The following is a 24,598-nucleotide window of genomic DNA, read 5'->3' as shown; positions in this document are numbered from 1 at the left end:
CGTACCGGCTTTATTTTCTCTTCTATCCCTGTTTTACCCAAATCAACTCATCCACCGGGAAACCGGCCTGACGTGCCTGCTGTACCAGCTTTTGCTTCACGTCGTTGTCCAACTGCGGCGTGCGGGACAGAATCCATAAATAGTGGCGGTTAGGTCCGCAGACCAGCGCATAGCGGTAGTCGGGATCCAGCGCAATAACGTTATAGCCACCATAAAAGGGGCCAAAGAAAGAAACTTTGAGCGCGGCGCGTTGTTTGTCGCCGGTAAAGTAAGCTTTGCCCACGCTCTCCTGCCAGCGCTGCTTTTTCGGGTTATAGCCGCGGTTAACCACCTTAAGGCCGCCGTCTTCCCGAGGACTGTAGTTTGCCGTCACCTGTTCAAGACCGCGTTCAAAGCCGTGATTCAGCCGGGCAATCTCATACCATTGACCGAGATAACGCTCACTGTCGAAGTGTTCAACGACGGTAACATTCTTCGGCGGTGTGGTTGAGCAGGCAACGGACAAGAAGGTACTCAGGCTGGCGACCAGTGTTTTCCATGGAGACATAAAAAGATTCCTTTGTTATTTAACCTGTTAATTATAGGACCCGGCCAGTTTATTGGACAGTTTTGCGCCATGATTGTCTGGCACCGCCATTGCGAGTAGACTTCCCACCCTTATTTGTATCAGGAGTCATCACCATGAGTGAAACGGCAAGCTGGCAACCGGGCGCGTCCATTGCCAATTTAATTAAACGCGCAGGCATTGTGGCTGAAGTGCGTCGTTTCTTTGCCGATCGTGGCGTACTGGAAGTGGATACGCCAGCCATGAGTCAGGCGACCGTCACCGATATCCATCTGGTGCCTTTCCAGACGCGGTTTGTCGGCCCCGGCATGTCCGACGGATGCGACCTCTGGCTGATGACCAGCCCGGAATACCATATGAAACGCCTGCTGGCAGCCGGTAGCGGGCCGATTTATCAGATGGGACGTTGTTTCCGCAATGAAGAGGCCGGACGGCACCACAATCCTGAATTCACCATGCTGGAGTGGTATCGCCCCCATTATGATATGTACCGGCTGATGAACGAAGTGGACGATTTGCTTCAGCAGGTGCTGGAGTGCGACAGCGCGGAATCCCTCTCATATCAGCAGGCATTTATTCGTCATCTTGATCTGGACCCGCTTTCTGCAGATAAAACGCAATTGCGGGAGGCCGCAGAAAAGCTGGGTGAGGGCGAGCTGGCGAATCGGGAAGAGGATCGCGATACCTTGCTGATGCTGCTGTTTATGTTGGGCGTGGAACCCAAAATTGGTCAGGATAAGCCCTGTTTTGTCTATCACTTTCCGGCCAGCCAGGCGGCACTGGCGGAGATCAGCACAGAAGACCATCGCGTTGCCGAACGCTTTGAGGTTTATTACAAGGGCATTGAACTGGCGAACGGCTTCCGTGAACTGACGGACAGCCGTGAACAGCGTCAGCGTTTTGAACAGGATAATCGCCGCCGTGCAGCACGCGGGCTGCCGCAGCACCCGATTGATCATTACCTGCTGGCGGCGCTGGAACATGGCATGCCAGCCTGTTCAGGCGTAGCGCTGGGCATAGATCGGTTGATTATGCTGGCACTGAAGGCCGACTCGCTGAGTGAGGTTATCGCCTTTCCGGTAGACCGCTGCTAGTTAAGGCTTCGCGCCAGCTTACGCTGAGAAGCCTACTGACCTGAGCCAGAAACAGACAAGGCCGCGCAACGCGCGGCCTTGTCTGTTTTTTTCCGTGGGACGGGCGTTCCCGTCAAAATGTTTTGCCTACTGACTGTTGTCCGGAAACTCCTGAATCGTCACCGGCAGGGTCAGCTTCTTATCATTACGCAGCACCTGGACATCAATCACTGAGCCGGGACGGATTTCGGCAACCTGGTCCATGGTTTCCTGTGCCGATATAGCCGGTTTTCCGTTTACGCTCAGCAACACATCGTTAGGCTCAATACCGGCTTTATCCGCCGGACCGCCGGGCGTAACGACGCTGACGATAATCCCCTGAACTCTGTCCAGACTGTTTCCCTGACCGTGCAGCGGGGGCACTTCGCGCCCTGTGATACCGATGTAGCCACGTATAACCCGGCCATCGCGAATCAGCTTATCCATGATTTTCGACGCGAGTGCGGTGGGAATGGCAAAACCGATTCCCTCGGGCGTTTCACCGTCGCTGCTTTTGTCGAAGGTCAGAGTGTTAATTCCCATCAGCTCGCCCAGCGAATTGATTAACGCGCCACCGGAGTTGCCCTGGTTAATGGAGGCATCGGTCTGCAGGAAATTCTGGCGGCCTGACGAGCTCAGCCCGACCCGACCCGTTGCGCTGATAATGCCCTGCGTGACCGTTTGCCCAAGGTTATAGGGGTTACCAATGGCCATCACGACATCGCCAATGTGTGCGACACGTTTGGGATTAATGGGGATCACCGGCAGATTCGGCGCGGTGATTTTCAGCACCGCTAAATCGGTCATCGCATCCGACCCAACCAGCGTCGCCTCGAAGAAGCGGCCATCCTGCAGGGCGACGATGATTTGATCGGCATTATTAATGACGTGCTTGTTGGTCAGAATATAGCCTTTGGCATTCATGATCACGCCGGAACCCAGCGTGGTGATACCACGGTTATTGTTCCCTTGCGTACTGCGGTTATAAACGTTGACCACGGCAGGCACAGCGCGGCGCACCCCTTGATTGAAGCCAAAGGGCGTTTCATCGTTACTGTCATTTTGACTATAGAGGGCAGCACCGCCCAAACGCAGTGCGGGCAACGCTGCGAGCAAGATGCCCGCAACAATCAGTCCCAACACCACTGAACGCAAAAGTTTAAGAAACATGGTGTTAAATCACGTCAGGGGAGAACGTTGGGGAGAATACCATGCGCGAGGCGGACACACACGTGCTTGTGTCCGCCATTATGCGTGGTTTATCTCAATAACAGATAGATGCTTTCCTGACCGCGCACGACATTCAGCGCCAGCACTGGTGGTTTGGCTTCCAGCACTTTGCGCATTTCGGCAATATTCTGAACGCGCGTGCGGTTAACGCCAATGATCACATCATCTTTTTGCAGGCCCACTTGTTCAGCCGGCGTGCCTTTTTCGATGCCGTCAATCTTCACGCCTTTATCACCGGTTTTCGTCTGACCATCGCTCAGCGTGGCACCCTGAAGAGCCGGTGACAGCAGTTGTGCGCTGGCGGTTGTCTGAGCACTCTGCTCAAGAGTGACCTCAACGCTGACGGGTTTGCCTTCACGCAGCAGGCCCAGCTTCACTTTCTCGCCGGGTGCCGTGGTGCCGATTTTTACGCGCAACTCAGCAAAACTGGTAATGGGTTTATCATTCACAGAAACAATGATATCTCCCGACTTAATACCGGCTTTCTGTGCCGCCGACTGCGGCAGAACTTCAGACACGAAAGCACCGCGCTGGGCATCGACGTTAAACGCCTTGGCCATATCCGCAGTCATTTCCGTGCCTTTAATGCCAAGCTGACCGCGTTTGACTTCGCCATACTTAATCAACTGATCGGCCAGGTTGATTGCCATATCGCTTGGAATCGCAAAGCCAATGCCGATATTACCGCCGCTGGAGGCGAGGATGGCGGTGTTAATACCAATCAGTTCGCCGTTTAAATTCACCAGCGCACCGCCGGAGTTACCGCGGTTGATGGCGGCATCCGTCTGGATAAAGTTCTCCAGCCCCTCAAGATTCAGTCCGCTGCGGCCCAGTGCCGAAATAATCCCGGACGTAGCCGTCTGGCCCAGCCCAAAGGGATTACCAATAGCGACGGCAAAATCGCCCACCTTAAGTTGGTCGGAATCCGCGACTTTAATCTGCGTCAGGTTCTTAGCGCCCTGGATCTGAATCAGGGCAATATCCGTTTGTTCATCGTGACCGATGAGTTTGGCGTCATATTCACTGCCGTCGCCCAACTGGACATTGATTTTATCGGCGCCGTTGACCACGTGGTTGTTCGTTAACACGTAGCCCTTCGCGGCGTCGATAATGACGCCGGAACCCAGTCCTTCAAACGGTTGCGGCTGAGACTGACCGCCGCCAGGCAGTTGGCCAAAGAAACGCTTTAAGGGTTCAGGAATATCCTGGGCCTGTGAATCAGACTGCGTGCCTTCAACATGGACACTGACCACGGCAGGTAACACTTTTTCCAGCATCGGTGCCAGGCTGGGCAGTGGCTGCCCCTGAATCTGTGCAGGTAGCGTCGCCATTGCGCCGGGCGCAGCGGCAAGACTCATTCCAATACTCAAGGCTAACGCGCTTAACAGTCGTGCTTGTTTTTTCATTGCTACAACGCTCTCGCTGCAAAAAGTGGGGGGAATAAATCAGTGAGACAGCCGTTTGCGGCCGGGGTTCGCAAAAACAGCGGGCACAGCGTGGCTGTGCCCGATACGCTTAGTCGCGCACGGCGCGTTCACCGCGCAGTAAACCGGAAGCGCCTTCTGAGTAATCGCGTGGCATCTGAACCGGTACCTGATCGTTATCGGCTTCCGCTTCGGTCAGTTGCCAGGCAAAGGGATTTTTGTCGCCAGGCATGTTTGGCAGCAGGTCATTAGATCCTTTCGCCATATGCTGGTAAAGCTGACGGTAATCGCGTGCCATGTTGTCAAGCAGCTCGGCGCTTTGCGCAAAGTGGTTGGTCAGCTCTTCACGATAATCAGCCAGTTCGGCTTTCGTTTTATCCAGCTCATACTGCATGCTGCGCTGCTCGCGCAGTTTCCTGTTGCCAAAACGCATAGCTACTGCGCCGACAATGATACCTACCACTAAACCAATTAGCCCGTATTCCCAGGTCATAATGACTCCCGTGTTATTTCCGTTGTTCCGTAGGGCGTTGCACCACTTAATAATAGTCACTATACCCGTTAATCTTATGGATGTGGAACTCTGGAGCGCCATGCCTTAGTGTAGAGCGGCCTTTTTTTCGACAAACGATGTGTGAATAAGACAACATTCAGGGACACTGAGCGAACCATGCAAACCTCATCTCCGCTTGCCCGCTATGAGCAGGCGCTATCGCAGGGCGATTTTAAGCCCGACGATGTACAACGTGAAGCGATCACCCGCTTAGATGCTATCCAGCAAGGGCTCATCGCCCGCCAGCAGACGACTGAACCTGCCTCGCAGGGGTTGTTTGGTCGTCTGTCGAAGCTGATGGGTAAAGAGAAATCCCAGGTCAAAACGCCGGTACGTGGCTTGTATATGTGGGGCGGCGTGGGGCGCGGGAAAACCTGGGTCATGGATCTGTTTTTTCAGTCTATTCCTGGCAACCGCAAGCTGCGCTTACACTTTCACCGCTTTATGCTGCGCGTGCACGAAGAGCTGACCGAACTGCAGGGGCACAGCGATCCGCTGCTGATCATCGCCGATCGCTTCAAAGCCGAAACCGATATTTTGTGCTTTGACGAATTTTTTGTGTCCGATATTACGGATGCCATGTTGCTGGGCACGTTAATGGAAGCGTTGTTCGAACGGGGCATCAGCCTGGTCGCCACCTCGAATATTCCGCCCGATAACCTCTATAAAAACGGTTTACAGCGCGCGCGTTTCCTGCCGGCCATTGAGCAGATCAAGCAACATTGTGACGTCATGAACGTTGATGCGGGCATTGATTACCGTCTGCGCACGCTGACGTCGGCGCATCTGTGGAAGTCTCCTTTAGGGCCAGAAACCTACGCCGATATGGATCGCATGTTCCAGGCGCTGTCAGGGGAAAAACGCGACAGCGCACCGGTGCTGGAGATCAACCATCGCAAAATGCCCACGCTGGGTGTCAGTGAAGGCGTGGTGGCAATCGACTTCAAAACCCTGTGTGGGGAAGGGCGCAGCCAGCACGATTACATCGAACTGTCGCGCCGCTTTCACAGCGTGCTGCTGTTTGATGTGCCGGTCATGATTTATAAAACGGAAGATCAGGCGCGGCGTTTTCTGGCGCTGGTGGATGAGTTTTACGAGCGCCATGTCAAACTGGTCGTCGCCGCGGAAACCTCGCTGTTCGAAATTTATCAGGGCACGCGCCTGAAATTTGAATACCAGCGCTGCCTGTCGCGTTTGCAGGAAATGCAGAGCGAAGAGTATCTGCGGCTGGCGCATTTACCCTGAGATTCCGGGTAATAAATGAAAATAGAGTTCGATTTTTGTAATCGACTTCTCTATAATCTTGCGACCCCACGTTACGGCACTGGATTTTTTTCCCAAATCCTCTGCGCGCCGGTAACGCTATCCGAAGGGGTGGCTTGCTGGTCAAAATGGTCGTGTGAGCCTCATTCGTTTACTTAAGCGTTTGGGATTTCACCAACGTGTAACTTAATTTGGGTAAGCTTTTCGATGAAAACTTTTACAGCTAAACCAGAAACCGTCCAACGTGACTGGTATGTTGTTGACGCAACTGGCAAAACCTTGGGTCGCCTGGCGACTGAACTGGCACGCCGTCTGCGTGGTAAGCATAAAGCGGAATACACTCCGCACGTTGATACAGGTGATTACATCATCGTTCTGAACGCTGAGAAAGTTGCTGTCACCGGCAACAAGCGTTCTGACAAGATTTACTATCACCACACTGGTCACATCGGTGGTATCAAACAGGCGACCTTTGAAGAGATGATTGCTCGCCGTCCTGAGCGCGTGATTGAGATCGCGGTTAAAGGCATGCTGCCGAAGGGCCCGCTGGGTCGTGCTATGTACCGTAAACTGAAAGTTTACGCAGGTAACGAGCACAACCATGCGGCACAGCAACCGCAAGTTCTTGACATTTAATCGGGATTAAAGGCAATGGCTGAAACTCAAAACTACGGCACTGGTCGCCGCAAAAGCTCATCCGCACGCGTCTTCATCAAGCCGGGTAGCGGTAACATCGTCATCAACCAACGCTCTCTGGAGCAGTATTTCGGTCGTGAGACTGCACGCATGGTCGTGCGTCAGCCTCTGGAACTGGTTGATATGGTTGGCAAACTGGACCTGTACATCACCGTTAAAGGTGGTGGTATCTCTGGTCAGGCAGGCGCGATCCGTCATGGTATCACCCGCGCTCTGATGGAGTATGATGAGTCACTGCGTGGCGAACTGCGTAAAGCAGGCTTCGTTACTCGCGATGCTCGTCAGGTTGAACGTAAGAAAGTCGGCCTGCGTAAAGCACGTCGTCGTCCTCAGTTCTCCAAACGTTAATTGTTGCTGCTTCGGCAGTCACAGTTGGCACAAAAAACCCGCTTCGGCGGGTTTTTTGCTTTTCATGCCAGGCGGCGCAGTCACAGAAAACAACAATGCTGTTCGCATTTTACCCGCAAAAATGCATTCCCCCGCCCACAAGCTGCCTAAAATCTGGTAAACTCCCTGTCACTTTGCGCCCGCAAGCTGGCGCGTTATGCGCCTGGCATCAGTCGGGAGTGGTTAGCGCGGATTGCGAGCGAGTTCTATGAGCAGGTGAGTCGCCGTGTGGTTGGCCATTCGCAGTAACTTTTTGTGAACAAACTGGGAGGTTTTCATGGCTGTCGCTGCCAACAAACGTTCGGTAATGACGCTGTTTTCTGGTCCTACTGACATTTTTAGCCATCAGGTGCGTATTGTGCTGGCCGAGAAAGGTGTCAGCGTAGAGATCGAGCAGGTCGAAATGGATAACCTGCCGCAGGATCTGATTGACCTCAATCCGTACCGTACTGTGCCGACGCTGGTTGATCGCGAACTGACACTGTATGAATCACGCATCATCATGGAATACCTTGATGAGCGTTTCCCACACCCGCCTTTGATGCCGGTTTATCCGGTTGCGCGTGGCGAAAGCCGTTTGATGATGCACCGTATCGAGCAAGACTGGTACAGCCTGATGAGAAAGGTCGAGAACAGCAGCGGTCAGGAAGCCGAAGCGGCGCGTAAGCAGCTGCGTGAAGAGTTACTGGCGATTGCCCCCCTGTTTGGACGTTCACCTTTCTTTATGAGCGACGAGTTCAGCCTGGTTGACTGCTACCTGGCACCGCTGCTGTGGCGCTTACCGTCAATGGGCATCGATCTGCTGGGATCGGGCTCAAAAGAGCTGAAAGGCTATATGAACCGCGTATTTGAACGTGACTCCTTCCTTGCTTCACTGACTGAAGCTGAACGTGAAATGCGCCTGCAAGCCCGGGGCTGATTTATGGAAATGTCGCAACTTACGGCCCGTCGCCCCTATTTGCTGCGGGCTTTTTATGACTGGCTCCTGGATAACCAGCTGACGCCGCATCTGGTGGTCGATATCAACCTGCCGGGCGTTCAGGTTCCGCTGGAATATGCCCGGGACGGTCAGATTGTCCTCAACATTGCGCCGCGCGCTGTAGGCAATCTTGAGCTGGGTAACGAGGAAGTCTCGTTTAATGCCCGCTTTGGTGGCGTGCCGCGCCAGGTGAACGTGCCGATGGCGGCCATTCTGGCCATCTATGCGCGTGAAAACGGTGCGGGGACCATGTTTGAGCCTGAACCGGCTTATGAAGGGGCATCCCAGACGTTCCCGGAAAATCAGGAAGAGACGGTCATGTCAGTGATTGATGGCGATCGCCCTGACGATGCCAGCGATGACGACAACTCACCTGATGACGATCCGCCACCGCGCGGCGGTCGTCCCGCACTGCGTGTGGTGAAATAACTCAGAATGCCTGTCAGCCGACAGGCATTTTTTTTGATCGTCAGAATGATGAGCGAAAAAAATCCGGGCGCACAGCGTACCCGGATTTTTGCTTTCTGCGGCTGAGATTAGTACACGTCGCGCAGGTAGCGTTTTTCTTTCTTCAACTGATCGATGTAGTCCGCCGCGCGCTCGCTGGACAGACCACCAAACTGGCGTACGATTTCATACAGCGCATTATCCACGTCTTTCGCCATGCGTGAGGCATCACCACAGACGTAGAAATACCCACCTTCCTGCAACCAGGCGTACAGTTCTGCGCCCTGTTCCAGCATGCGGTTTTGCACGTAGACCTTTTTGTCCTGGTCGCGTGAGAACGCCAGATCGAGACGCGTCAGCAAACCGCTCTCATGCCAGGCCGTCAGTTCTTCACGGTAAATGAAGTCATGCTCCTGATGCTGATCGCCAAAGAACAGCCAGTTTTTGCCTTGCGCACCGGTCACCTGACGTTCCTGCAGGAACGCACGGAAAGGGGCGATGCCGGTACCCGGGCCGACCATGATCATGGGCGCATTGCCGTTGGCCGGAACCCGGAAGGATTTATTCGGCGAAATAAAGATCGCCGGCTTTTCGCCACGACGCACGCGCTCGGCCAGGTAGGTTGAACAGACTCCGCTACGGTTGCGGCCGCCACTGTGATAGCGCACAGCCGCAATCGTCAGGTGAACCTGGTTAGGATGCGCTTTGGAACTGGACGAAATGGAGTAGGCACGGTGCTGCAGCGGACGCAGCAGGGCGACGAACTCAGGCACGCTCAGGCTGCGGGTCAGCTCAAGTTGCAGCAGGTCCAGCGTATCTTTGCCCCACAGCCAGACACCCAGGGCATCTTTATCATCGTGCTGAAGTACGTGACGCAGTTCCTGGTTCGTGGTGTTCTGTCCAACCCACTCAATCAGCTTGCGTGAAGGCTCAGAAATTTCAAACTGGTAGGTCAGCAGATCGCCAAGACTTCTGTCGAAGCCGGGGACGGGCGTCTGATAATCGGCGTTCAGTTGTGTCAGCAGCAGGCTGACCAGCGACGGTTCGTTCACCGGGATCACACCCAGCGCATCGCCCGCTTCGTACTTCAGACCGCTGTCAGTCAGATCAAATTCGAAATGGCGAATGTCTTTCGCAGACTGCTCACTCGACAGGCGCTTGTTGGTGATGAGGGCTGCGGCATAGGGATTAGATTTGTTGCTGCCGGGGATGACCGGGGCTTCCGGTGCGCTCTCCAGAACCGTGCCGCTGCTGCCTGCGCTGCTGGCGAACTGTGGCATCGTGCTGTTCAGCCATGCATGCGAAGGCTCTTCATAATCAATATCGCAGTCAATACGATCAACAACACGTTTGGCACCGAGCTGTTCCAGGCGCATATCCAGGAATTTACCGGCCTGGCAGAAACCGTCATAGCCGGTGTCGCCGATAGCCAGAACGGCAAAGTGCATCTGCTCCAGACGCGGTGCGGTACTGGCGGAGATGGCGTCCCAGAATAGCTGGGCATTGTCCGGCATTTCACCTTCACCGTAGGTCGAGGTGACGATCAGCACGTGGCGCATTGTGGCAAACACGTCGAGATCCACATCGCCCAGCGCCTGAACGACAGGCACCAGGCCTTTAGCACGGGCCGATTTGGCCGCAGACTGGGCCAGAGCTTCAGCGTTACCGGTCTGCGAACCATAAAGAATGTGCAGTTGGGTCGTTGCAGCGGCGGCGTTGCCCGCGGCAGGTTGCTGTTTGTCTTCTAACACCAGCAAACGGGAGTGCAGGCCAGCCAGAAAGCCCGCCAGCCAGTATTTCTGATCACCATTGAAAGGTGCATCTTCAGGAATGTATGGAATTTTCATGGATACCTTTACTCAATCCCGCTCTTAACCATCATGTTTCGCACCGCCGTGAGTGTGGCGAAACCCGTCCTCTCAGCGGCCGTCTGCCACAGAGAGGCTCGGGATTGACCTCCGCCCGGTACCGCGAAACCCTCCGGGTAATCATGATTAAACACAGTTCAGTTTACAGACGCGGCTGTCAGGCCAGTTTCCCTACCGCCGCCGCAATTTCAGGTAATGCCGCACGTGCAAACAACTCTTCAAAATCAGGCAGACGACCAAGGATTTCACGGTTGCAGGCATCCTGATACATGATCCAGCCATAGGTGGCCAGGCTGTCCATGGAACGGATGTTGCGTTGCGTCAGTGCCGCTTTGTAATCGGACATGCGTTTTGAACCGATTAGGCTGGCTAATTCGCTGTCGCTGTAGTTCTCAATGGCTGCCCGCGCATGGCGCTGCAGTTTACTGACCAGCGAAAAGTCCTCTGTCATCAGTAAATTACGAACCGCTTTCTCGACCGCCGGATCCTCAACGTGGGTGCCTTTCGGTAACTTGCCGAGAGCCAGCTGCTGCGCGAAGCTCAATACGGTGTAGTTATTGAGCAATACAAACATCTCGACCGTATCTGTCGCGCCATAATCCGGTACGGCACCGTCTGCAATGGTTTTGCCCTCACGCCACGCGGCTTTGAATTTTGCCACCTGATGCGCTGCCAGCGCGGTTGAGAGTTCTTCCAGCAAATCCTTACGGGATTTCGCCTTCAGGATTTCACCGCCATCCTGATACAGCAGCAGAGAGCGCGGCATCACATACACGAAGTGCTGACATTCGGTTTCCCAGTGCTCCAGCAGCCAGGCCGCACGTGGTGACTGCGTGGCGTCCAGATGCCAGTTCAGCATGGTCAGCACGGCCTGCTTATGAATCTGTGCCAGCTCATCGGCATCGGCAATGGAACCAAACAGAACGGAATCGCCCGCTGCATGGTTAGCCAGGGAGCCGTACGGATCGTACTGGTAAGCAAAGCCGCCGCTCATGCCGTTACCGAAGCCTTTACCAAAGGTGCCCAGGTTCAACACGGCACCGTTGGTCATGTATTCGCAACAGAAGTCACCGACGCCTTCCACTACCGCAGTGGCACCAGAGTTACGCACTGCGAAGCGGTCACCGGCCTGGCCCTGCACGAACAGGCGGCCGCCCGTTGCGCCGAACAGAGCAAAGTTACCGATCAGGACGTTGCCATCACTGTCCTGTGCGCCGCCGCCCGGTGATAACACCACCAGCTCGCCGCCGCACTGGCCTTTGCCCACGCCATCGTTGCAGGTGCCACGATGTTGCATCAGCATGCCGTCATTGCAGAAGGCACCGAAGGACTGACCAGCTGAGCCGGTGGTCGTAATATGCACCGTGGCCGGCGCCAGATAGCGACGACCGCGATCGTCCTGCAGCACAGAGGGCATCGCCTGCAGTTGCTCTGCTGTCAGGGTATGATTCAGCATGCGCTCGATATCGATCGCCAACTGACCGCCCACGCTTTTATTGCGGTTGTTCAGGACGACGTCGTGACCTAAATGCAGCGATGTCTTGCCCGCTGTCACCAGTTGCTGGTTGAGTTCTTCCACCCAGCCATCATCCAGCTCAAAATCTTTTTCCAGATAAACCGGCTTGTCGATTTTCAGCTCTGGCACCACGGTGAGCATGGCGCGCAGATCCAGCTTGCCGACTTCCAGCGGGTGATCCATCAAATGGAGCAGGTCAGCGCGCCCACGGGCCTCACGCAGCGAGCGCAGGCCCATACGCGCCAGGATTTCGCGGACTTCGTGTGCCACATTCAGGAAATACTGTGCGAGCTGACGCGGATCGCCATCAAAGGCTTCAGCATTCGTGGTTAACCCTGCGGGGCATTTGACGTTACAGTTCTTCGCCATCACGCATTTCAGCATCATCAGCGCAGTCGTACCGAATTCAAAGCTGTCACCGCCCAGCAGCGCGGATTTCACCACGTCGCTGCCTGTCTGCTGTGCACCTGAACAGCGCAGCAGGACTTTGTCGCGCAGGCCGTTCGCACACAGCGCCTGATGAACTTCGGCAATGCCGATTTCCGCGACGCGACCGGTATATTTCAGACTGGTCACCGAGGCGGCGCCCGTACCGCCCGTGTTACCGGCGACGTTAATAACGTCAGCACCGGCTTTCGCTACGCCCACAGCAATGGTGCCAATCCCTTCAGAGGACACCAGCTTCACAATGACGCGAACACGCGCCGCTTTGCAGTCGTGAATCAGCTGGGCCAAATCTTCGATAGAGTAGGTGTCGTGGTGCGGTGGTGGCGAGACCAGCTCAACGCCCGGTGTGCCGCCACGTGCCGCCGCGATTTCGACGGTGACTTTCGCCGCAGGCAACTGGCCACCTTCGCCAGGTTTTGCACCCTGACCAATTTTGATCTCCAGCTCTTCCAGCATCGGATCGGCCAGGTACGCCGCCCAGACGCCGAAACGACCTGACGCCAGCTGCTTGATACGGGACGCACGGATAGTGCCATGACGGGAATAGTGCTCGCCGCCTTCCCCGCAGTTGCTCATGCCGCCGACCATGTTGGTGCCATGTGCGACAGCTTCATGTGCCGGTGCCACCAGCGCGCCGTGACTCATCGCCCCGGAGGCGAAAGTACGAGTGATTTCACAGGCAGGCTGAATTTCGCTTAACGGCAGTGAGGGCAGCGCAGTAAAAATGCGCGACAGATAGTCGGCAGCTTTACCTACGGCGGTGATTTTCAGGCCGCCTGCGACCACGTCCGCCGATTCGATTTCGTCACTGAAGCGGGCTTTCAGAGCCCGTGACAGATTCAGCAGACGTTCGCTTTCCGGCTTCAGCCCGGCGATGGCATCGGTCAGCCGCAGCATAAAGGTGTTCGGGCTGCCTTCGATGGCCTCGCATTCCAGGCCGCGAGTAGCAAATCCGTTGTTGGTCAGCGAATAACGGCCCAATTTACGGCGGAATTCCGCTTCGCTGTCGATATGCGTCAGATCGGCCGGGAAGGCCAGAATGTCACGCAGCGCAGCAGGGCGGCGTTTACGCTCTTCATACATCAGGCTGGAGAACTGACGGTAATCGGCTGTGATGGCAAAGTTATTCATCACGTCATCAGGAATGCGCTCAAAGCTGCTGTCCTTGAACGTGTCAGGCTTGATGCCAAACGCATTATCCAGACGGGCCAGCGTCATCAGACGAATGAAATTGTCCTCTTCGCGCGCTTTGTCCGCAAAGCGAATCGGCTCTTCCGTCATATCAATAAAGGTACGCACGGCAATGGTGCCGTAGGAGTGGCCTGCGCCCTCTGCGCGCTCTTTAAACAGCCCCAGTAATGGCACTTCTGATTCGCCCTGAATTTTCAGCGCGCTTTGATGCCAGTCCACTGCCATTTGCGCGATGGTGGCAAAGCCCGCGCCACCAACAGGCGTTTTGATATTCGGGAAATACTTCTTCAGCACCGGATCATCAGTGTTAAGGAAGTTAGGTTCAAAGAACTCACCGCTACTGTAGCTTTCAACGGTACACAGGCCTACTTTACCCATGGTCTTCATCAGGGCCTTTTCGGCGGCTTTGGCATAGCGTTTAAAGGCTTTATTGCCTTCTTCACCTTCACCGAATTTCTCTTCGGCACGCATCTGTACGCCGAGCGGATAGACAGCAGAGGCACCAAAGCCCAGCGTCGCGGCAATGTGATGCGAAGAGATAATCTGCCCACTCTCCACCACCAGGGACACGTCAAGACGTAATCCTTCCTGGACCAGGCGCTGGTTCACCGCAGAAACCACCAACAGCATGGGCAGGGCGGCATGGGTGGACGAGATGTGGCGGTCGGTCAGGACGGCGATCCCGCCCTGGGAACGCGCGAAATCCACGACCTGCTGAGCCAGATCGTCAATCGCCTTCTCCAGCGCAGTGGCGTTGGCCGTACGGCTGAGCAGGTCTTTGCCGGTGACAGGTTCGTACAGCATGTCAAAACGGGCATAAGGTGCGACGTTCTGTTCGCGCAGCTGTAGCATGTCCAGGTGCGTCAGAATAGGCGTCGGCACAATAATCTGACGGCCTTTACTGCGTCCCAGGTGCGGTTTGGCTCCCAGTGCCACGCGCAGCGTCATACCGTCCGCTTCACGGATGGAGTCCAGCGGTGGGTTAGTGACCTGTGCAAAACGCTGCGAAAAGTAGTGCGCCATGCCGCCTTCGTGATCGGACAGACCATTGATCGCGTTGCCGTAACCCATAGCAGAGATTTTCTCGGCCCCGGTGTTCAGCATCGGGTCCATCATGAATTTGAAGCTTTCCTGGTTATAGTAGTAAGCCACAAAGCGCTGATAGGTTTTCAGATCGCCGCGATAGCGCAGAGGCGACCCTTGTTTCTCAGCAGGGATGACAGGCAACTCATTGAGATCGACACGAGATTTGCCGAGCAGTGCAGCGTAATCTTTTTCCGCAGCCAGCTTTTCCAGCGCTTCATGCGTGGTATAGCTGCGTTTTTCGCGATGATCAAAATAGAGCATGCCGCCGGCTTCGATACGACCACGGCGCAGTACGCTTTCCGGGGGAAAGGCAATCTGGCCGGCTTCCGACATGGCACCAATATACTCGGCAGTTTCAACCGAACGCAGTGGACGAAGACCCAGACGGTCAAGACGTGCGCCAATCACTTCCCCATTACCAAAGATCAACGCCGCAGGGCCGTCGTTCTTCTCTTCATAGAGTGAGAAATATTCCAGCATGTCACGCACCGCCGGAGAGAGCGCGGTGTCATTTTCCCATGCAGGTGGCATCATCGACACTACGGCGGTGATTAAGTCGAGATCGTCTTCCATCAGGCGGCTGTGAATGCTCTGGTCAAGACGGGAACTGTCTGACTGACCTTTCGGGCGAACGATAGTTTTTCCACGCGCAGAGGCCAGCGCGGATTCAGCAATCCGGTTTTTACGATCGGTATTCAGCTCACCGTTATGGGCCATTAACCGGAAAGGTTGCGCCATAGTGGTGTGCGGATCGGTATTGGTTGAGAAGCGGGTATGGAAAAACAGCCCACGGACCTGATGATCGGGATCGGTCAGATCTTTGAAATAAGGAATGACCTCATTGGAATTCAGACGGGCTTTGAATACCTGGGTACGGGACGAAAGCGACAGCGGATACAAACCGCCAAACTCACTTTTCGTAAAGGCCTCTGCCTCAATCGCCAGCAGGGCGCGATAAATCCGTTTTTCAAAATCGTTCTGGTGGCTGACATCCTGAGGCGCAGCAAAAATCCATTGCACGATGGGCAACTGAAACTGGACAGCGGCCGGACGCGTCACGCTGTTATCCAGCGGCATTTCGCGTTTCATGATCACCGGCAGATTAAAATGACGCAGCGTCTCTTCTACCAGGCGCTCCGCATTGGCACGCAGTTCAGCATCTTTAGGAACGAAGAAGTTACCCACGCCAAAGCGACCGGCTTCCAGCGCCTGACCAGTAATTTTACGGAAAAAGTGTAGTGAAAGATCGACGTTGACACCCGCGCCATCACCCACGCCTTCAGCGGACATGCCACCACGGTGCGGAACCGTGCAGAGTGCACTGTGCGCCATACGCAGAATGTCGTGGGTCTGCTCGCCGTCCTTACGGGTAATGAAACCTACACCACAGCTGTCACTTCCTGCTGCTGGGTTATATAAGCCATAGGATTCAGGTTTTTTAGTGGACATTGAGGGTCTCCTTAAACTGCTTTTGACATTACCTGCATTGTTTCAGGCACTGAGCCTGGTTAAACACTCTTCCCAGCGCGCATTCTTTTATTTCCGCGCCTGACAGCCTGCGCGATTTCGTTTTACGCACTTTTCATCGGCAGGAGGATAAGTCCGTGGATGTGTAGCGCGTGGTGTTTCCGTTCTCGAAAGGAGATGACTCAAACCATGCGGGCGTCATGTTGCATAGATATGCCGTGACGCTTGCCCATCATGAAAGCTTTCAGCGGAATTCCAACTTATCGGGAAAGCGAATCAAGGTCAAATAGCGAGCCTGACACAGTTTAATCACGTCTTTATGTCGATAACCAAATGAATTTATTATGCTTTTGTGTCTAAATTGTGTCAGTTTTTCATTAAGCGGCAGAGAGGGAAATGTGAACTCTATCACTGTGCCAGTGGCGTGAAATCGCTGAAGTATGCTGGCGACAGGGTACTAAACAGCATCAAATGCTGCTACAGGCAGTGGAAGCGCAGGATGTATCTGTTTTTCTTATAGCAGCAAATTTGAATCAATTAGGGGCATGTGATTAGTAAAATTAATCAGGTCGCGTTGCTTAAAACTTCGAATAATGTGAATGACTATGCATGAAAAACAGGGCGTCGTGACAATAAAGCCTTGTCAGACGGAAAAGAAGAGGTTGGATACGCGCGCCTGTTTACCAGACGGCCCTACAGATTCATTGAGTTAGCACAATTAGTCAAGGGTTTTAGCAATAATGGGGCAAACGTCGGCGAAGCAACGGCGTTTTGCACCATATAAGTGCATGACGGTCGCGATCTCGCCGGATGCACTAAGACGACGGTGACGTAAATACGCTATCATGTGGCTGTTCTCACCCAGGGAGTGTTTATGAAACAGATTCGCCTGCTGGCGCAATATTATGTTGATTTAATGGTCAAGCTTGGCCTGATCCGTTTTTCGCTGCTGCTGGCGTCTGCACTGGTCGTGCTGGCCATGATTGTGCAGATGGCGGTGACCATGGTACTGCGTGGCCATGTCGAAAGTATTGATATGGTGCGATCGGTCTTTTTCGGTCTGTTGATCACGCCCTGGGCGGTTTATTTTCTTTCCGTGGTGGTCGATCAGCTGGAAGAGTCACGCCAGCGTCTTGCCAGGCTGGTGGATAAGCTGGAAGAAATGCGTACGCGCGATCTTGAGCTGAATCAGCAGATGAAAGAGACCATTTCCCGACTCAATCAGGAAATTGCCGATCGTAAAAAAGCGGAGCAGGCACGTGAGCAGGTCATGGCTAAGCTACGCGAAGAGGTGGCGCGGCGCGAGCAGGCGCAAATAGAGCTGGAACAACAGTCGTCTTTCCTGCGCTCTTTTCTGGATGCATCGCCAGATCTGGTCTTTTATCGCAATATCGACAAGCAGTTCTCAGGCTGTAACCGCGCCATGGAGCTGCTGACCGGTAAAAGTGAAAAACAGCTTATCGGGCTCACGCCACATGATATTTATGACAATGACACGGCGACTAAAGTGTTGGAAACCGATGAAAAAGTCTTTCGTCATAACGTCTCGCTCACCTATGAGCAGTGGCTGCAGTATCCCGATGGGCGGAAAGCCTGTTTTGAAATTCGTAAAGTGCCTTATTATGACCGGGTCGGTAAGCGCAGCGGCCTGATGGGCTTTGGCCGCGATATAACCGAACGTAAACGCTATCAGGACGCGCTGGAGAACGCGAGCCGGGAAAAGACCACCTTTATCTCTACGATCAGCCACGAGCTTCGTACGCCGCTTAACGGCATTGTCGGTCTGAGCCGCATTTTGCTGGATACCGATCTGAATCAGGAGCAGCTCAAGTACCTGAAAACCATCCATGTCTCTGCCATCACCCTGGGCAATATTTTTAACGACGTCATCGAAGTGGACAAAATCGAGCGACGCAAGGTACAGCTGGACAACCAGCCGCTGGATTTCACCAGTTTCCTGGCCGATCTGGAGAATCTCTCTGGCTTGCTGGCGCAGCCAAAAGGCCTGAAGTTTGTCATGGCCCCGCAGTTACCGCTGCCCCATAAAATCTCAACGGATGGTACACGACTACGGCAGATCCTGTGGAACCTGATCGGCAATGCCGTGAAGTTTACTCAGCAGGGTGAAATCATCGTACGTATTGCCTATGAACAGGATGAAACGCTGCGCTTTGAGGTACAGGATTCCGGGCAGGGCATTCGCGAGGAAGAGCAGGACAAAATTTTTGCCATGTATTATCAGGTTACCGATCAGCATGGCGGCAAACCGGCAACCGGAACCGGTATCGGCCTGGCGGTCTCCCGCCGTCTGGCGCAGGCGATGGGCGGGGATATCAGCGTCAGTAGTGCACCGGGCCAGGGCTCCTGTTTTACCGTGGTGATTAAAGCGCCGCGTATTGCCGAGGAAGTAGAAGATGAAGGCGTTGACGATACGCTGCCGCTTCCGGCCCTGCACGTGCTGTTGGTGGAAGACATTGAGCTGAACGTCATTGTTGCACGCTCGGTTCTGGAAAAACTGGGATGCAGCGTTGACGTTGCCATGACGGGGCAAGCAGCGCTTGAGATGTTTGACCCGCTGGAGTTCGATTTGGTGCTACTGGATATTCAGTTACCGGATATGACCGGCATGGACGTGTCGCGTGCCATTCGTCAACGGTATCCTGATGCGCATTTGCCGCCGCTGGTTGCCTTAACCGCCAACGTATTGAAAGATAAAAAAGAGTATTTTGATGCGGGCATGGACGATGTGCTCAGTAAACCGCTTGCCGTACCTGCGTTAACGGCCATCATCAAAAAGTTTTGGGATGACCAACCCGGAAACGATGATCAGGCCGTTATGACGCCGGGCAGTCGTCAGTCCGATACCTTGCTGGACATTCCAATGCTTGAACAGTATCTGGAACTGGTGGGACCCGGTCTGATTACGCAAAGCCTGACCATCTTCGAACAGATGATGCCGGGCTACCTGGAGGTACTGGACTCCAACCTGATGGCACGCGACGAAAAAGGCATTGCTGAAGAGGGCCACAAAATCAAAGGTGCCGCAGGGTCCGTTGGCTTACAGCATCTTCAACAGATCGCGAAACAAATTCAAAGCCCAGAATTACCGGCCTGGTGGGATAACGTGGGCGAATGGGTGGAAGAGCTGAAGCGTGAATGGCGGCACGATGTGCAGATATTGCGCGAGTGGGTGGCTGAGAAACAGCGGTGATCCAAAAAAAATGACCCCAGCCGAGGCCGGGGTGCGCTAATACTGCGCCAACACCAGGGAAAAAGTCGCTGCTGCTATGCTTAGTGTTTTTCACGGCAACAACGGGTATTGGTTAACACATGCAACACCTTATCAAATTCGAATTAGCTTGTGACAAGATTCATTAAAATTTGTGATGTTGAACAGCGTTTAAATACAGGAAACATTAATTTGCCAACATAGTCAAGAAAGGAATCAATTTTACCGTTGCATTGATTGTTTTTTGAACAAAAGTTCTGTTTTTTGTACGGGTTTAACCCAAATTTGTTAACAAAGCCTGTGTTAAGCCTCTTAACACAAATGATTCGTCACTGATGCGAACTAAATTGGCTATAAGCTTATGATAATAAAGAATAATGAAAGGATCGGGTCAGGAAGGTCCAAAACGTTTCGGAAAACGTCATCCGCCCTGGCGCTTAAAAGGTTTTACCAATAGAAAAGTTTGTAATGTTTGGGGAAATGTATTAATAAAAAAACATGTATTGCGGTGAAGAAATGCCATAAGTACGTTAATGCCTGCCGCATTGCTGCAACCTGTGTTCAGGCGCGCCCGAAATAAAATATAAGTTTTATGAAACATTGATGGCTGCAATTATCACGAATTAGTCTCATCGCCCTGCAAGGAATGGTGTGAGACTTCGTAAATGGAACCGATTCCTTTTTAAGGGAACTTATTGAACTCATTCATACTATTGTTGCATCGCAGATGCATTTTCTTTGCCATATCATAAAGGTGACAGGCCCGGACGGCGAATTTTTCAGGAACGCTTTTTATCATCAGGGGTGATTACACCTGAAATTAATTAAAAAACGACATAATGATGAGACGATTGTATGAGTAAGCATAAAGGGAAGCTTTGGCAGGGTGTAAAGCGCATTGTGCTGCGCATTCTGCTGATTTGGGCAGGGCTGTGGCTGGCAGGTATTTTACTTTTTTCCTTTCTCCCGGTGCCTTTCTCTGCCGTGATGGCTGAACGCCAAATCGGTGCCTGGTTGCGTGGCGATTTCAGCTATGTCTCACATTCGGATTGGGTGGGGACACAGGCGATGTCGCCCTGGATAAGGCTGGCCGTTATCGCGTCGGAAGATCAAAACTTTCCTCACCACTGGGGCTTTGATGTGGCAGCCATTCAGTCTGTACTGGACAGCGATGATAACCGGATGCGCGGTGCGTCAACGCTGTCACAGCAAACGGCTAAAAATCTGTTTTTGTGGGATGGACGTAGCTGGATGCGTAAAGGACTGGAAGCGGGTCTGACGGTCGGCCTGGAAACCGTTTGGACTAAACGCCGTATCTTAACGGTTTACCTGAATATCGCGGAGTTTGGTAAAGGGACCTTTGGTGTTGAGGCGGCGTCCCGGCGTTTTTTCAACAAGCCTGCCAGTCGCTTAACCATGTCAGAAGCGGCGTTACTGGCGGCCGTTTTACCTAACCCGCTGCGCTTTCGTGCCGACGCGCCGTCAGGCTATGTGCGCCAGCGCCAGCAATGGATACTCCGACAGATGCGCCAACTGGGAGGAGAGGGCTTCCTGCAGCGCAATCATCTGGACTGACGTTACTCTTCGTCGAAACCGGCTTCGAAGAGTTCAATGACGGCGGCCAGCGCGTCAGTTTCCTGGGGGCCGCTGGCTTCGATCTCAATATGGCCGCCCTTGGCGGAATCCAGCATCAGCAACGCGATAACGCTGCTGGCTTCGGCTTCTGTGCCGGCCTCGTTGCGTAACAGCACTTCGGCATCGAAACTTTGCACCAGTTCAAACAGCTTCATGGCGGGGCGTGCATGCATGCCCAGCTTGTTTCTGATTTCCACGGTTTGCTTAACGGTCATGATTTACGTTTTTCCAGTGTGCGATGACGGGACTGTACATTTTTACCCCGGGAGCGGAAATAATCAGCGAGCTGTTCTGCAATATACACCGAGCGGTGTTTGCCACCGGTGCAACCAATCGCCACGGTGAGATAGCTGCGGTTGTTCGTTTCCAGCATGGGCAGCCAGAGTTCCAGATAACTGCGTGTCTGATAAATGAAGTTATGGACTTCGGTATGACGATCCAGAAAAGCCGCGACGGGACGATCCAGCCCCGTCATCGGGCGCAGTTTGGGATCCCAGTGTGGATTGGGCAGGAAACGCACGTCAAAGACGTAGTCCGCATCAATGGGAATACCATGTTTGAAGCCAAACGACTCAAACACCATAGTCAGCTCCCGCTCGCGTTTACCCAGTAAACGGGTACGCAACATCTCAGCCAGTTCATGCACCGACATCTCTGACGTATCAATGATCAAATCGGCACGCGAGCGCAGCGGCTCGAGCAAGTCACTCTCTTCATCAATCGCGCTTTCCAGCGACAGATTTTTGCTGGACAGGGGATGGAGGCGACGCGTATCACTGTAACGGCGGATCAGCGTATTGCGGTCGGCATCAAGAAACAGCAACTGGGGCGAGAATCCGGAAGGCAGATTATTGAGCGCGGTTTCAAAAATTTCAGGCGACTCAGGCATGTTACGCACATCGATACTCACCGCCGCTGAGATATTGCGCTCAACCAGTGATTCTGCCAGCTGAGGCAACAACACGACCGGCAGGTTATCCACGCAGTAAAAACCCATGTCTTCCAGCGCGCGCAGCGCCACTGATTTTCCTGAGCCTGACCGACCGCTGACGATCATCAGCACCATGACCTTCTCTCCCGTTTTAAAGCCGGCTCACGCCGGTAAATCACGCGCTTTATTGCTCTGTTTGTTCTTCGGTAATGATGGCATACAGCTCTTCATCGCTCTGCGCAGCACGCAGACGGCGGCAAACCGTTTTATCCGCCAGCCGTTTGGCGACTAACGACAGTGTATGTAAGTGAGTTTTACACTGGTCCGCGGGCACGAGGAGCGCAAAAAGGAGATCGACAGGCTGATTATCCACGGCATCAAATGCGATGGGTTGCTCAAGGCTGATAAAGACACCGACGGCACGTAACGTATCCTCCTCCAGCTTGCCATGCGGAATAGCAATACCGTTGCCAATACCGGTACTTCCCATGCGCTCGCGGGTCAGTATCGCTTCAAACAGCGTTTGATGCGGCAGGTTGAGCTGCTTAGCGGCCAGTTCACTGATAATTTCCAGCGCCCGTTTTTTGCTTTGGCAGTGTACGCTGCTGCGGGTGCAGTCTGGCGAAAGCACTGTGCTCAGTTCCAGTGTTAAATCATTGTTCATTTTCGTTTCACTTGCGAGTTCACTTAGCCAGTAAACCGGTACGCGGTAATCACGTAGCGGAATCATGGCGCTGGCACAGATGACAAAACGGGGCGGTTAATCCGCCCCATCCTTTCAGCTCTGCGCGCCCGGCGCGCCTGCCAGCGTGAAGGTTAGTGTTTTTTTAACTTGTCTTTATATTTGGTCAGTTGACGGGCCAGCTTGTCAATCAGTCCGTCAATTGCCGCATACATATCTTCCGCTTCCGATGTGGCGTGCAGCTCGCCCCCGTTCACGTGCAATGTGGCATCAGCAACCTGTGTCACCTTCTCAACGTTCAGGACAACATATACCTGGTTGATATGATCAAAGTAGTGTTCCAGTTTGGAAAATTTCGCCGTGACGAATTCACGCAGTGGCTCGGTGATTTCAACATTTTGCCCGGTAAGGTTCAGCTGCATAGGTCTTCCTTCTCTCTGTTAAACCAACTGCTTACGTTGGTTTGAAGGCGGTATGGACAAAGACTCTCGATATTTTGCAACGGTACGACGTGCCACTATGATCCCTTGATCAGATAACATGGAGGTCAGTTTACTGTCACTCAAGGGCTTAGCGGGATTTTCCGCCGAGATTAATTTTTTTACCAGTGCCCGTATCGCAGTAGATGAGGCTTCGCCTCCTCCTTCAGTATTAACATGACTGGAGAAAAAATACTTCAGTTCAAAAATGCCACGCGGGCTGTGAAGATATTTTTGCGTGGTGACGCGGGAAATCGTGGATTCATGCATATCCACCGCCTGGGCAATATCGGCCAGCACCATCGGACGCATAAACTCTTCGCCCTGCTCAAAAAAGGCCTGTTGCTGTTCAACAATGCAGCGTGAGACTTTTAACAGCGTCTCATTGCGACTTTCCAGACTTTTGATCAGCCAGCGCGCCTCCTGCAAATTACTGCGGATAAACTGACTGTCACTGTCATTACGCGCAGCACCGCCCATGGCGGCATAGTGCTGGTTGATTTTAAGCCGCGGCAGACTGTCGGTATTAAGTTCTACCGTCCAGCGCGTCGCAACTTTACGGACCAGCACATCAGGAATAACGTATTCAGGCTCGCCAGTATTGATCGACTGGCCCGGACGTGGATCGAGCGACTGAATCAGCAGCATTGCCTCTTTCAGTACGTCTTCCTTTAAACGCGTGACGCGCATCAGGCTGCGGAAATCATGGTTGGCCAGCAGATCAAGATGATGGCTGACGATCAGGCGGGCTTCAGAGAGCGTTGGCGTTTCAGGCGCATACTGCGACAACTGTACCAGCAGGCAATCACGCAAATCACGTGCACCTACGCCGATCGGATCAAAATGTTGAATGCGCTTTAAAACGGCCTCAACTTCGTCCATTTCCAGCTCATCGTCGCCGATACTGTCGAGAATGTCTTCAAGCGAAACGGTAAGGTAACCCGTATCGTCAATGGCATCGACGATAGACGTCGCGATCGCCCGATCGGTATCGCTAAACGGCGTCAGCTCAACCTGCCACATCAGATAATCTTGCAGCGACTGGGTGGTTTCGCCCTGGTAGATGGGCAGTTCGTCATCCTGATAGTCCGTACCGGTTCCTGATGGCGTTCCCGCGGTATAGATTTCATCCCAGGTCGCGTCGAGCGGCAGCTCTTCGGGCATATCCTTTTGTTCCAGCGCTTCACGCGTATCAAGTCCCGCTTCGCCTTCCTGATACTCTTTTGCGTCTATTTCTTCATGCTGTTCAGTCTGTTCAAGCAGGGGATTACTTTCCAGGGCCAGCTGTAGCTCTTGCTGAAGTTCAAGCGTAGAAAGCTGCAACAGACGTATCGCCTGTTGCAGTTGTGGGGTCATCGCCAGTTGCTGGCTGAGCCGGAGTTGTAAACCTTGCTTCATAGACAGGATGAAT

At 53.7% G+C, this 24,598-nt stretch carries 19 protein-coding genes; 8 read left to right on the top strand and 11 right to left on the bottom strand.

What is annotated here, in order from left to right:
• Positions 1–22: 22 nt before the first annotated feature.
• Positions 23–547 (bottom strand): lipocalin family protein, encoded by a 525-nt coding sequence (locus C1N58_RS15780; protein ID WP_054634606.1) that lies wholly within the window; start codon positions 545–547, stop codon positions 23–25.
• Positions 548–681: 134 nt separating this feature from the next.
• On the opposite strand from C1N58_RS15780, the gene epmA reads away from it, so the two are divergent.
• Positions 682–1,659, top strand: coding sequence for an elongation factor P--(R)-beta-lysine ligase (gene epmA, locus C1N58_RS15775; RefSeq protein WP_033739156.1), 978 nt, complete (start codon positions 682–684; stop codon positions 1,657–1,659).
• 126 nt (positions 1,660–1,785) lie between these two features.
• On the opposite strand, the gene degS is transcribed toward epmA, so the two are convergent.
• The 3 genes from degS to zapG all read right to left on the bottom strand — a co-directional run bounded on the left by degS (position 1,786) and on the right by zapG (position 4,824).
• Positions 1,786–2,847: an outer membrane-stress sensor serine endopeptidase DegS gene (gene degS / locus C1N58_RS15770; protein WP_033739158.1), complete on the bottom strand. Its 1,062-nt coding sequence runs from the start codon at positions 2,845–2,847 to the stop codon at positions 1,786–1,788.
• A gap of 89 nt (positions 2,848–2,936) precedes the next feature.
• The gene (gene degQ, locus C1N58_RS15765) at positions 2,937–4,313 is read right to left on the bottom strand and encodes a serine endoprotease DegQ (protein ID WP_039338905.1); all 1,377 of its coding nucleotides are present in this window, start codon (positions 4,311–4,313) and stop codon (positions 2,937–2,939) included.
• Positions 4,314–4,422: 109 nt separating this feature from the next.
• Complete coding sequence (gene zapG / locus C1N58_RS15760; RefSeq protein ID WP_394515292.1) at positions 4,423–4,824, bottom strand: Z-ring associated protein ZapG; 402 nt, start codon at positions 4,822–4,824, stop codon at positions 4,423–4,425.
• Between the two features lie 177 nt (positions 4,825–5,001).
• Here zapG and zapE point away from each other — a divergent pair, with 177 nt between their 5' ends.
• From zapE to sspB, 5 genes are all read left to right on the top strand, one after another.
• Positions 5,002–6,129 carry a cell division protein ZapE gene (zapE, locus tag C1N58_RS15755; protein WP_058702619.1) on the top strand — a complete coding sequence of 376 codons (1,128 nt, stop codon included), beginning with the start codon at positions 5,002–5,004 and terminating at the stop codon, positions 6,127–6,129.
• 225 nt (positions 6,130–6,354) lie between these two features.
• Positions 6,355–6,783, top strand: coding sequence for a 50S ribosomal protein L13 (rplM, locus tag C1N58_RS15750; protein WP_006121722.1), 429 nt, complete (start codon positions 6,355–6,357; stop codon positions 6,781–6,783).
• A gap of 15 nt (positions 6,784–6,798) precedes the next feature.
• Positions 6,799–7,191, top strand: a complete 393-nt coding sequence (rpsI, locus tag C1N58_RS15745) for a 30S ribosomal protein S9 (protein ID WP_006121723.1) — start codon at positions 6,799–6,801, stop codon at positions 7,189–7,191.
• Positions 7,192–7,507: 316 nt separating this feature from the next.
• Positions 7,508–8,149, top strand: coding sequence for a stringent starvation protein SspA (gene sspA, locus C1N58_RS15740; protein ID WP_033739161.1), 642 nt, complete (start codon positions 7,508–7,510; stop codon positions 8,147–8,149).
• Between the two features lie 3 nt (positions 8,150–8,152).
• On the top strand, positions 8,153–8,638 hold the full coding sequence (sspB, locus tag C1N58_RS15735) for a ClpXP protease specificity-enhancing factor (RefSeq protein WP_058707932.1): 486 nt from the start codon (positions 8,153–8,155) through the stop codon (positions 8,636–8,638).
• A 107-nt stretch (positions 8,639–8,745) separates the two neighbouring features.
• Here the strand turns inward: sspB and C1N58_RS15730 are convergent, their stop codons facing one another.
• Both C1N58_RS15730 and C1N58_RS15725 read right to left on the bottom strand, forming a co-directional pair.
• Positions 8,746–10,503, bottom strand: coding sequence for a sulfite reductase subunit alpha (locus C1N58_RS15730; RefSeq protein WP_006121726.1), 1,758 nt, complete (start codon positions 10,501–10,503; stop codon positions 8,746–8,748).
• A 178-nt stretch (positions 10,504–10,681) separates the two neighbouring features.
• Positions 10,682–16,213 (bottom strand): glutamate synthase-related protein, encoded by a 5,532-nt coding sequence (locus C1N58_RS15725; protein ID WP_394564318.1) that lies wholly within the window; start codon positions 16,211–16,213, stop codon positions 10,682–10,684.
• 892 nt (positions 16,214–17,105) lie between these two features.
• Between C1N58_RS15725 and arcB the strand changes: the two genes are divergently transcribed.
• Entirely contained in the window at positions 17,106–19,442 is a 2,337-nt protein-coding gene (gene arcB / locus C1N58_RS15720; protein WP_033739163.1) for an aerobic respiration two-component sensor histidine kinase ArcB, read from the top strand.
• Positions 19,443–20,315: 873 nt separating this feature from the next.
• Positions 20,316–21,035, top strand: a complete 720-nt coding sequence (gene mtgA / locus C1N58_RS15715; RefSeq protein WP_033739165.1) for a monofunctional biosynthetic peptidoglycan transglycosylase — start codon at positions 20,316–20,318, stop codon at positions 21,033–21,035.
• Positions 21,036–21,037: 2 nt separating this feature from the next.
• Here the strand turns inward: mtgA and npr are convergent, their stop codons facing one another.
• From npr to rpoN, 5 genes are all read right to left on the bottom strand, one after another.
• On the bottom strand, positions 21,038–21,310 hold the full coding sequence (gene npr, locus C1N58_RS15710; protein WP_006121730.1) for a PTS phosphocarrier protein NPr: 273 nt from the start codon (positions 21,308–21,310) through the stop codon (positions 21,038–21,040).
• Positions 21,307–22,161: an RNase adapter RapZ gene (gene rapZ / locus C1N58_RS15705; protein ID WP_006121731.1), complete on the bottom strand. Its 855-nt coding sequence runs from the start codon at positions 22,159–22,161 to the stop codon at positions 21,307–21,309. Before rapZ ends, npr begins: the two co-directional genes overlap by 4 nt.
• A gap of 49 nt (positions 22,162–22,210) precedes the next feature.
• A complete protein-coding gene (ptsN, locus tag C1N58_RS15700) occupies positions 22,211–22,690 on the bottom strand; it encodes a PTS IIA-like nitrogen regulatory protein PtsN (RefSeq protein ID WP_033739256.1) in 480 nt (159 codons plus the stop codon).
• Between the two features lie 152 nt (positions 22,691–22,842).
• Complete coding sequence (hpf, locus tag C1N58_RS15695; RefSeq protein WP_394564317.1) at positions 22,843–23,130, bottom strand: ribosome hibernation promoting factor; 288 nt, start codon at positions 23,128–23,130, stop codon at positions 22,843–22,845.
• An 18-nt stretch (positions 23,131–23,148) separates the two neighbouring features.
• Positions 23,149–24,585 carry an RNA polymerase factor sigma-54 gene (gene rpoN, locus C1N58_RS15690; protein ID WP_033739167.1) on the bottom strand — a complete coding sequence of 479 codons (1,437 nt, stop codon included), beginning with the start codon at positions 24,583–24,585 and terminating at the stop codon, positions 23,149–23,151.
• Positions 24,586–24,598: the final 13 nt, after the last annotated feature.

The organism is Pantoea sp. SGAir0180 (assembly GCF_043546245.1).
This window is presented reverse-complemented; position numbering and strand designations above follow the sequence as displayed.

Coding starts and splice junctions, on each gene's coding strand:
- C1N58_RS15780 (WP_054634606.1), bottom strand. CDS start 547: ATGTCTCCATGGAAAACACTGGTCGCCAGCCTGAGTACCTTCTTGTCC.
- epmA (WP_033739156.1), top strand. CDS start 682: ATGAGTGAAACGGCAAGCTGGCAACCGGGCGCGTCCATTGCCAATTTA.
- degS (WP_033739158.1), bottom strand. CDS start 2,847: ATGTTTCTTAAACTTTTGCGTTCAGTGGTGTTGGGACTGATTGTTGCG.
- degQ (WP_039338905.1), bottom strand. CDS start 4,313: ATGAAAAAACAAGCACGACTGTTAAGCGCGTTAGCCTTGAGTATTGGA.
- zapG (WP_394515292.1), bottom strand. CDS start 4,824: ATGACCTGGGAATACGGGCTAATTGGTTTAGTGGTAGGTATCATTGTC.
- zapE (WP_058702619.1), top strand. CDS start 5,002: ATGCAAACCTCATCTCCGCTTGCCCGCTATGAGCAGGCGCTATCGCAG.
- rplM (WP_006121722.1), top strand. CDS start 6,355: ATGAAAACTTTTACAGCTAAACCAGAAACCGTCCAACGTGACTGGTAT.
- rpsI (WP_006121723.1), top strand. CDS start 6,799: ATGGCTGAAACTCAAAACTACGGCACTGGTCGCCGCAAAAGCTCATCC.
- sspA (WP_033739161.1), top strand. CDS start 7,508: ATGGCTGTCGCTGCCAACAAACGTTCGGTAATGACGCTGTTTTCTGGT.
- sspB (WP_058707932.1), top strand. CDS start 8,153: ATGGAAATGTCGCAACTTACGGCCCGTCGCCCCTATTTGCTGCGGGCT.
- C1N58_RS15730 (WP_006121726.1), bottom strand. CDS start 10,503: ATGAAAATTCCATACATTCCTGAAGATGCACCTTTCAATGGTGATCAG.
- C1N58_RS15725 (WP_394564318.1), bottom strand. CDS start 16,213: ATGTCCACTAAAAAACCTGAATCCTATGGCTTATATAACCCAGCAGCA.
- arcB (WP_033739163.1), top strand. CDS start 17,106: ATGAAACAGATTCGCCTGCTGGCGCAATATTATGTTGATTTAATGGTC.
- mtgA (WP_033739165.1), top strand. CDS start 20,316: ATGAGTAAGCATAAAGGGAAGCTTTGGCAGGGTGTAAAGCGCATTGTG.
- npr (WP_006121730.1), bottom strand. CDS start 21,310: ATGACCGTTAAGCAAACCGTGGAAATCAGAAACAAGCTGGGCATGCAT.
- rapZ (WP_006121731.1), bottom strand. CDS start 22,161: ATGGTGCTGATGATCGTCAGCGGTCGGTCAGGCTCAGGAAAATCAGTG.
- ptsN (WP_033739256.1), bottom strand. CDS start 22,690: ATGAACAATGATTTAACACTGGAACTGAGCACAGTGCTTTCGCCAGAC.
- hpf (WP_394564317.1), bottom strand. CDS start 23,130: ATGCAGCTGAACCTTACCGGGCAAAATGTTGAAATCACCGAGCCACTG.
- rpoN (WP_033739167.1), bottom strand. CDS start 24,585: ATGAAGCAAGGTTTACAACTCCGGCTCAGCCAGCAACTGGCGATGACC.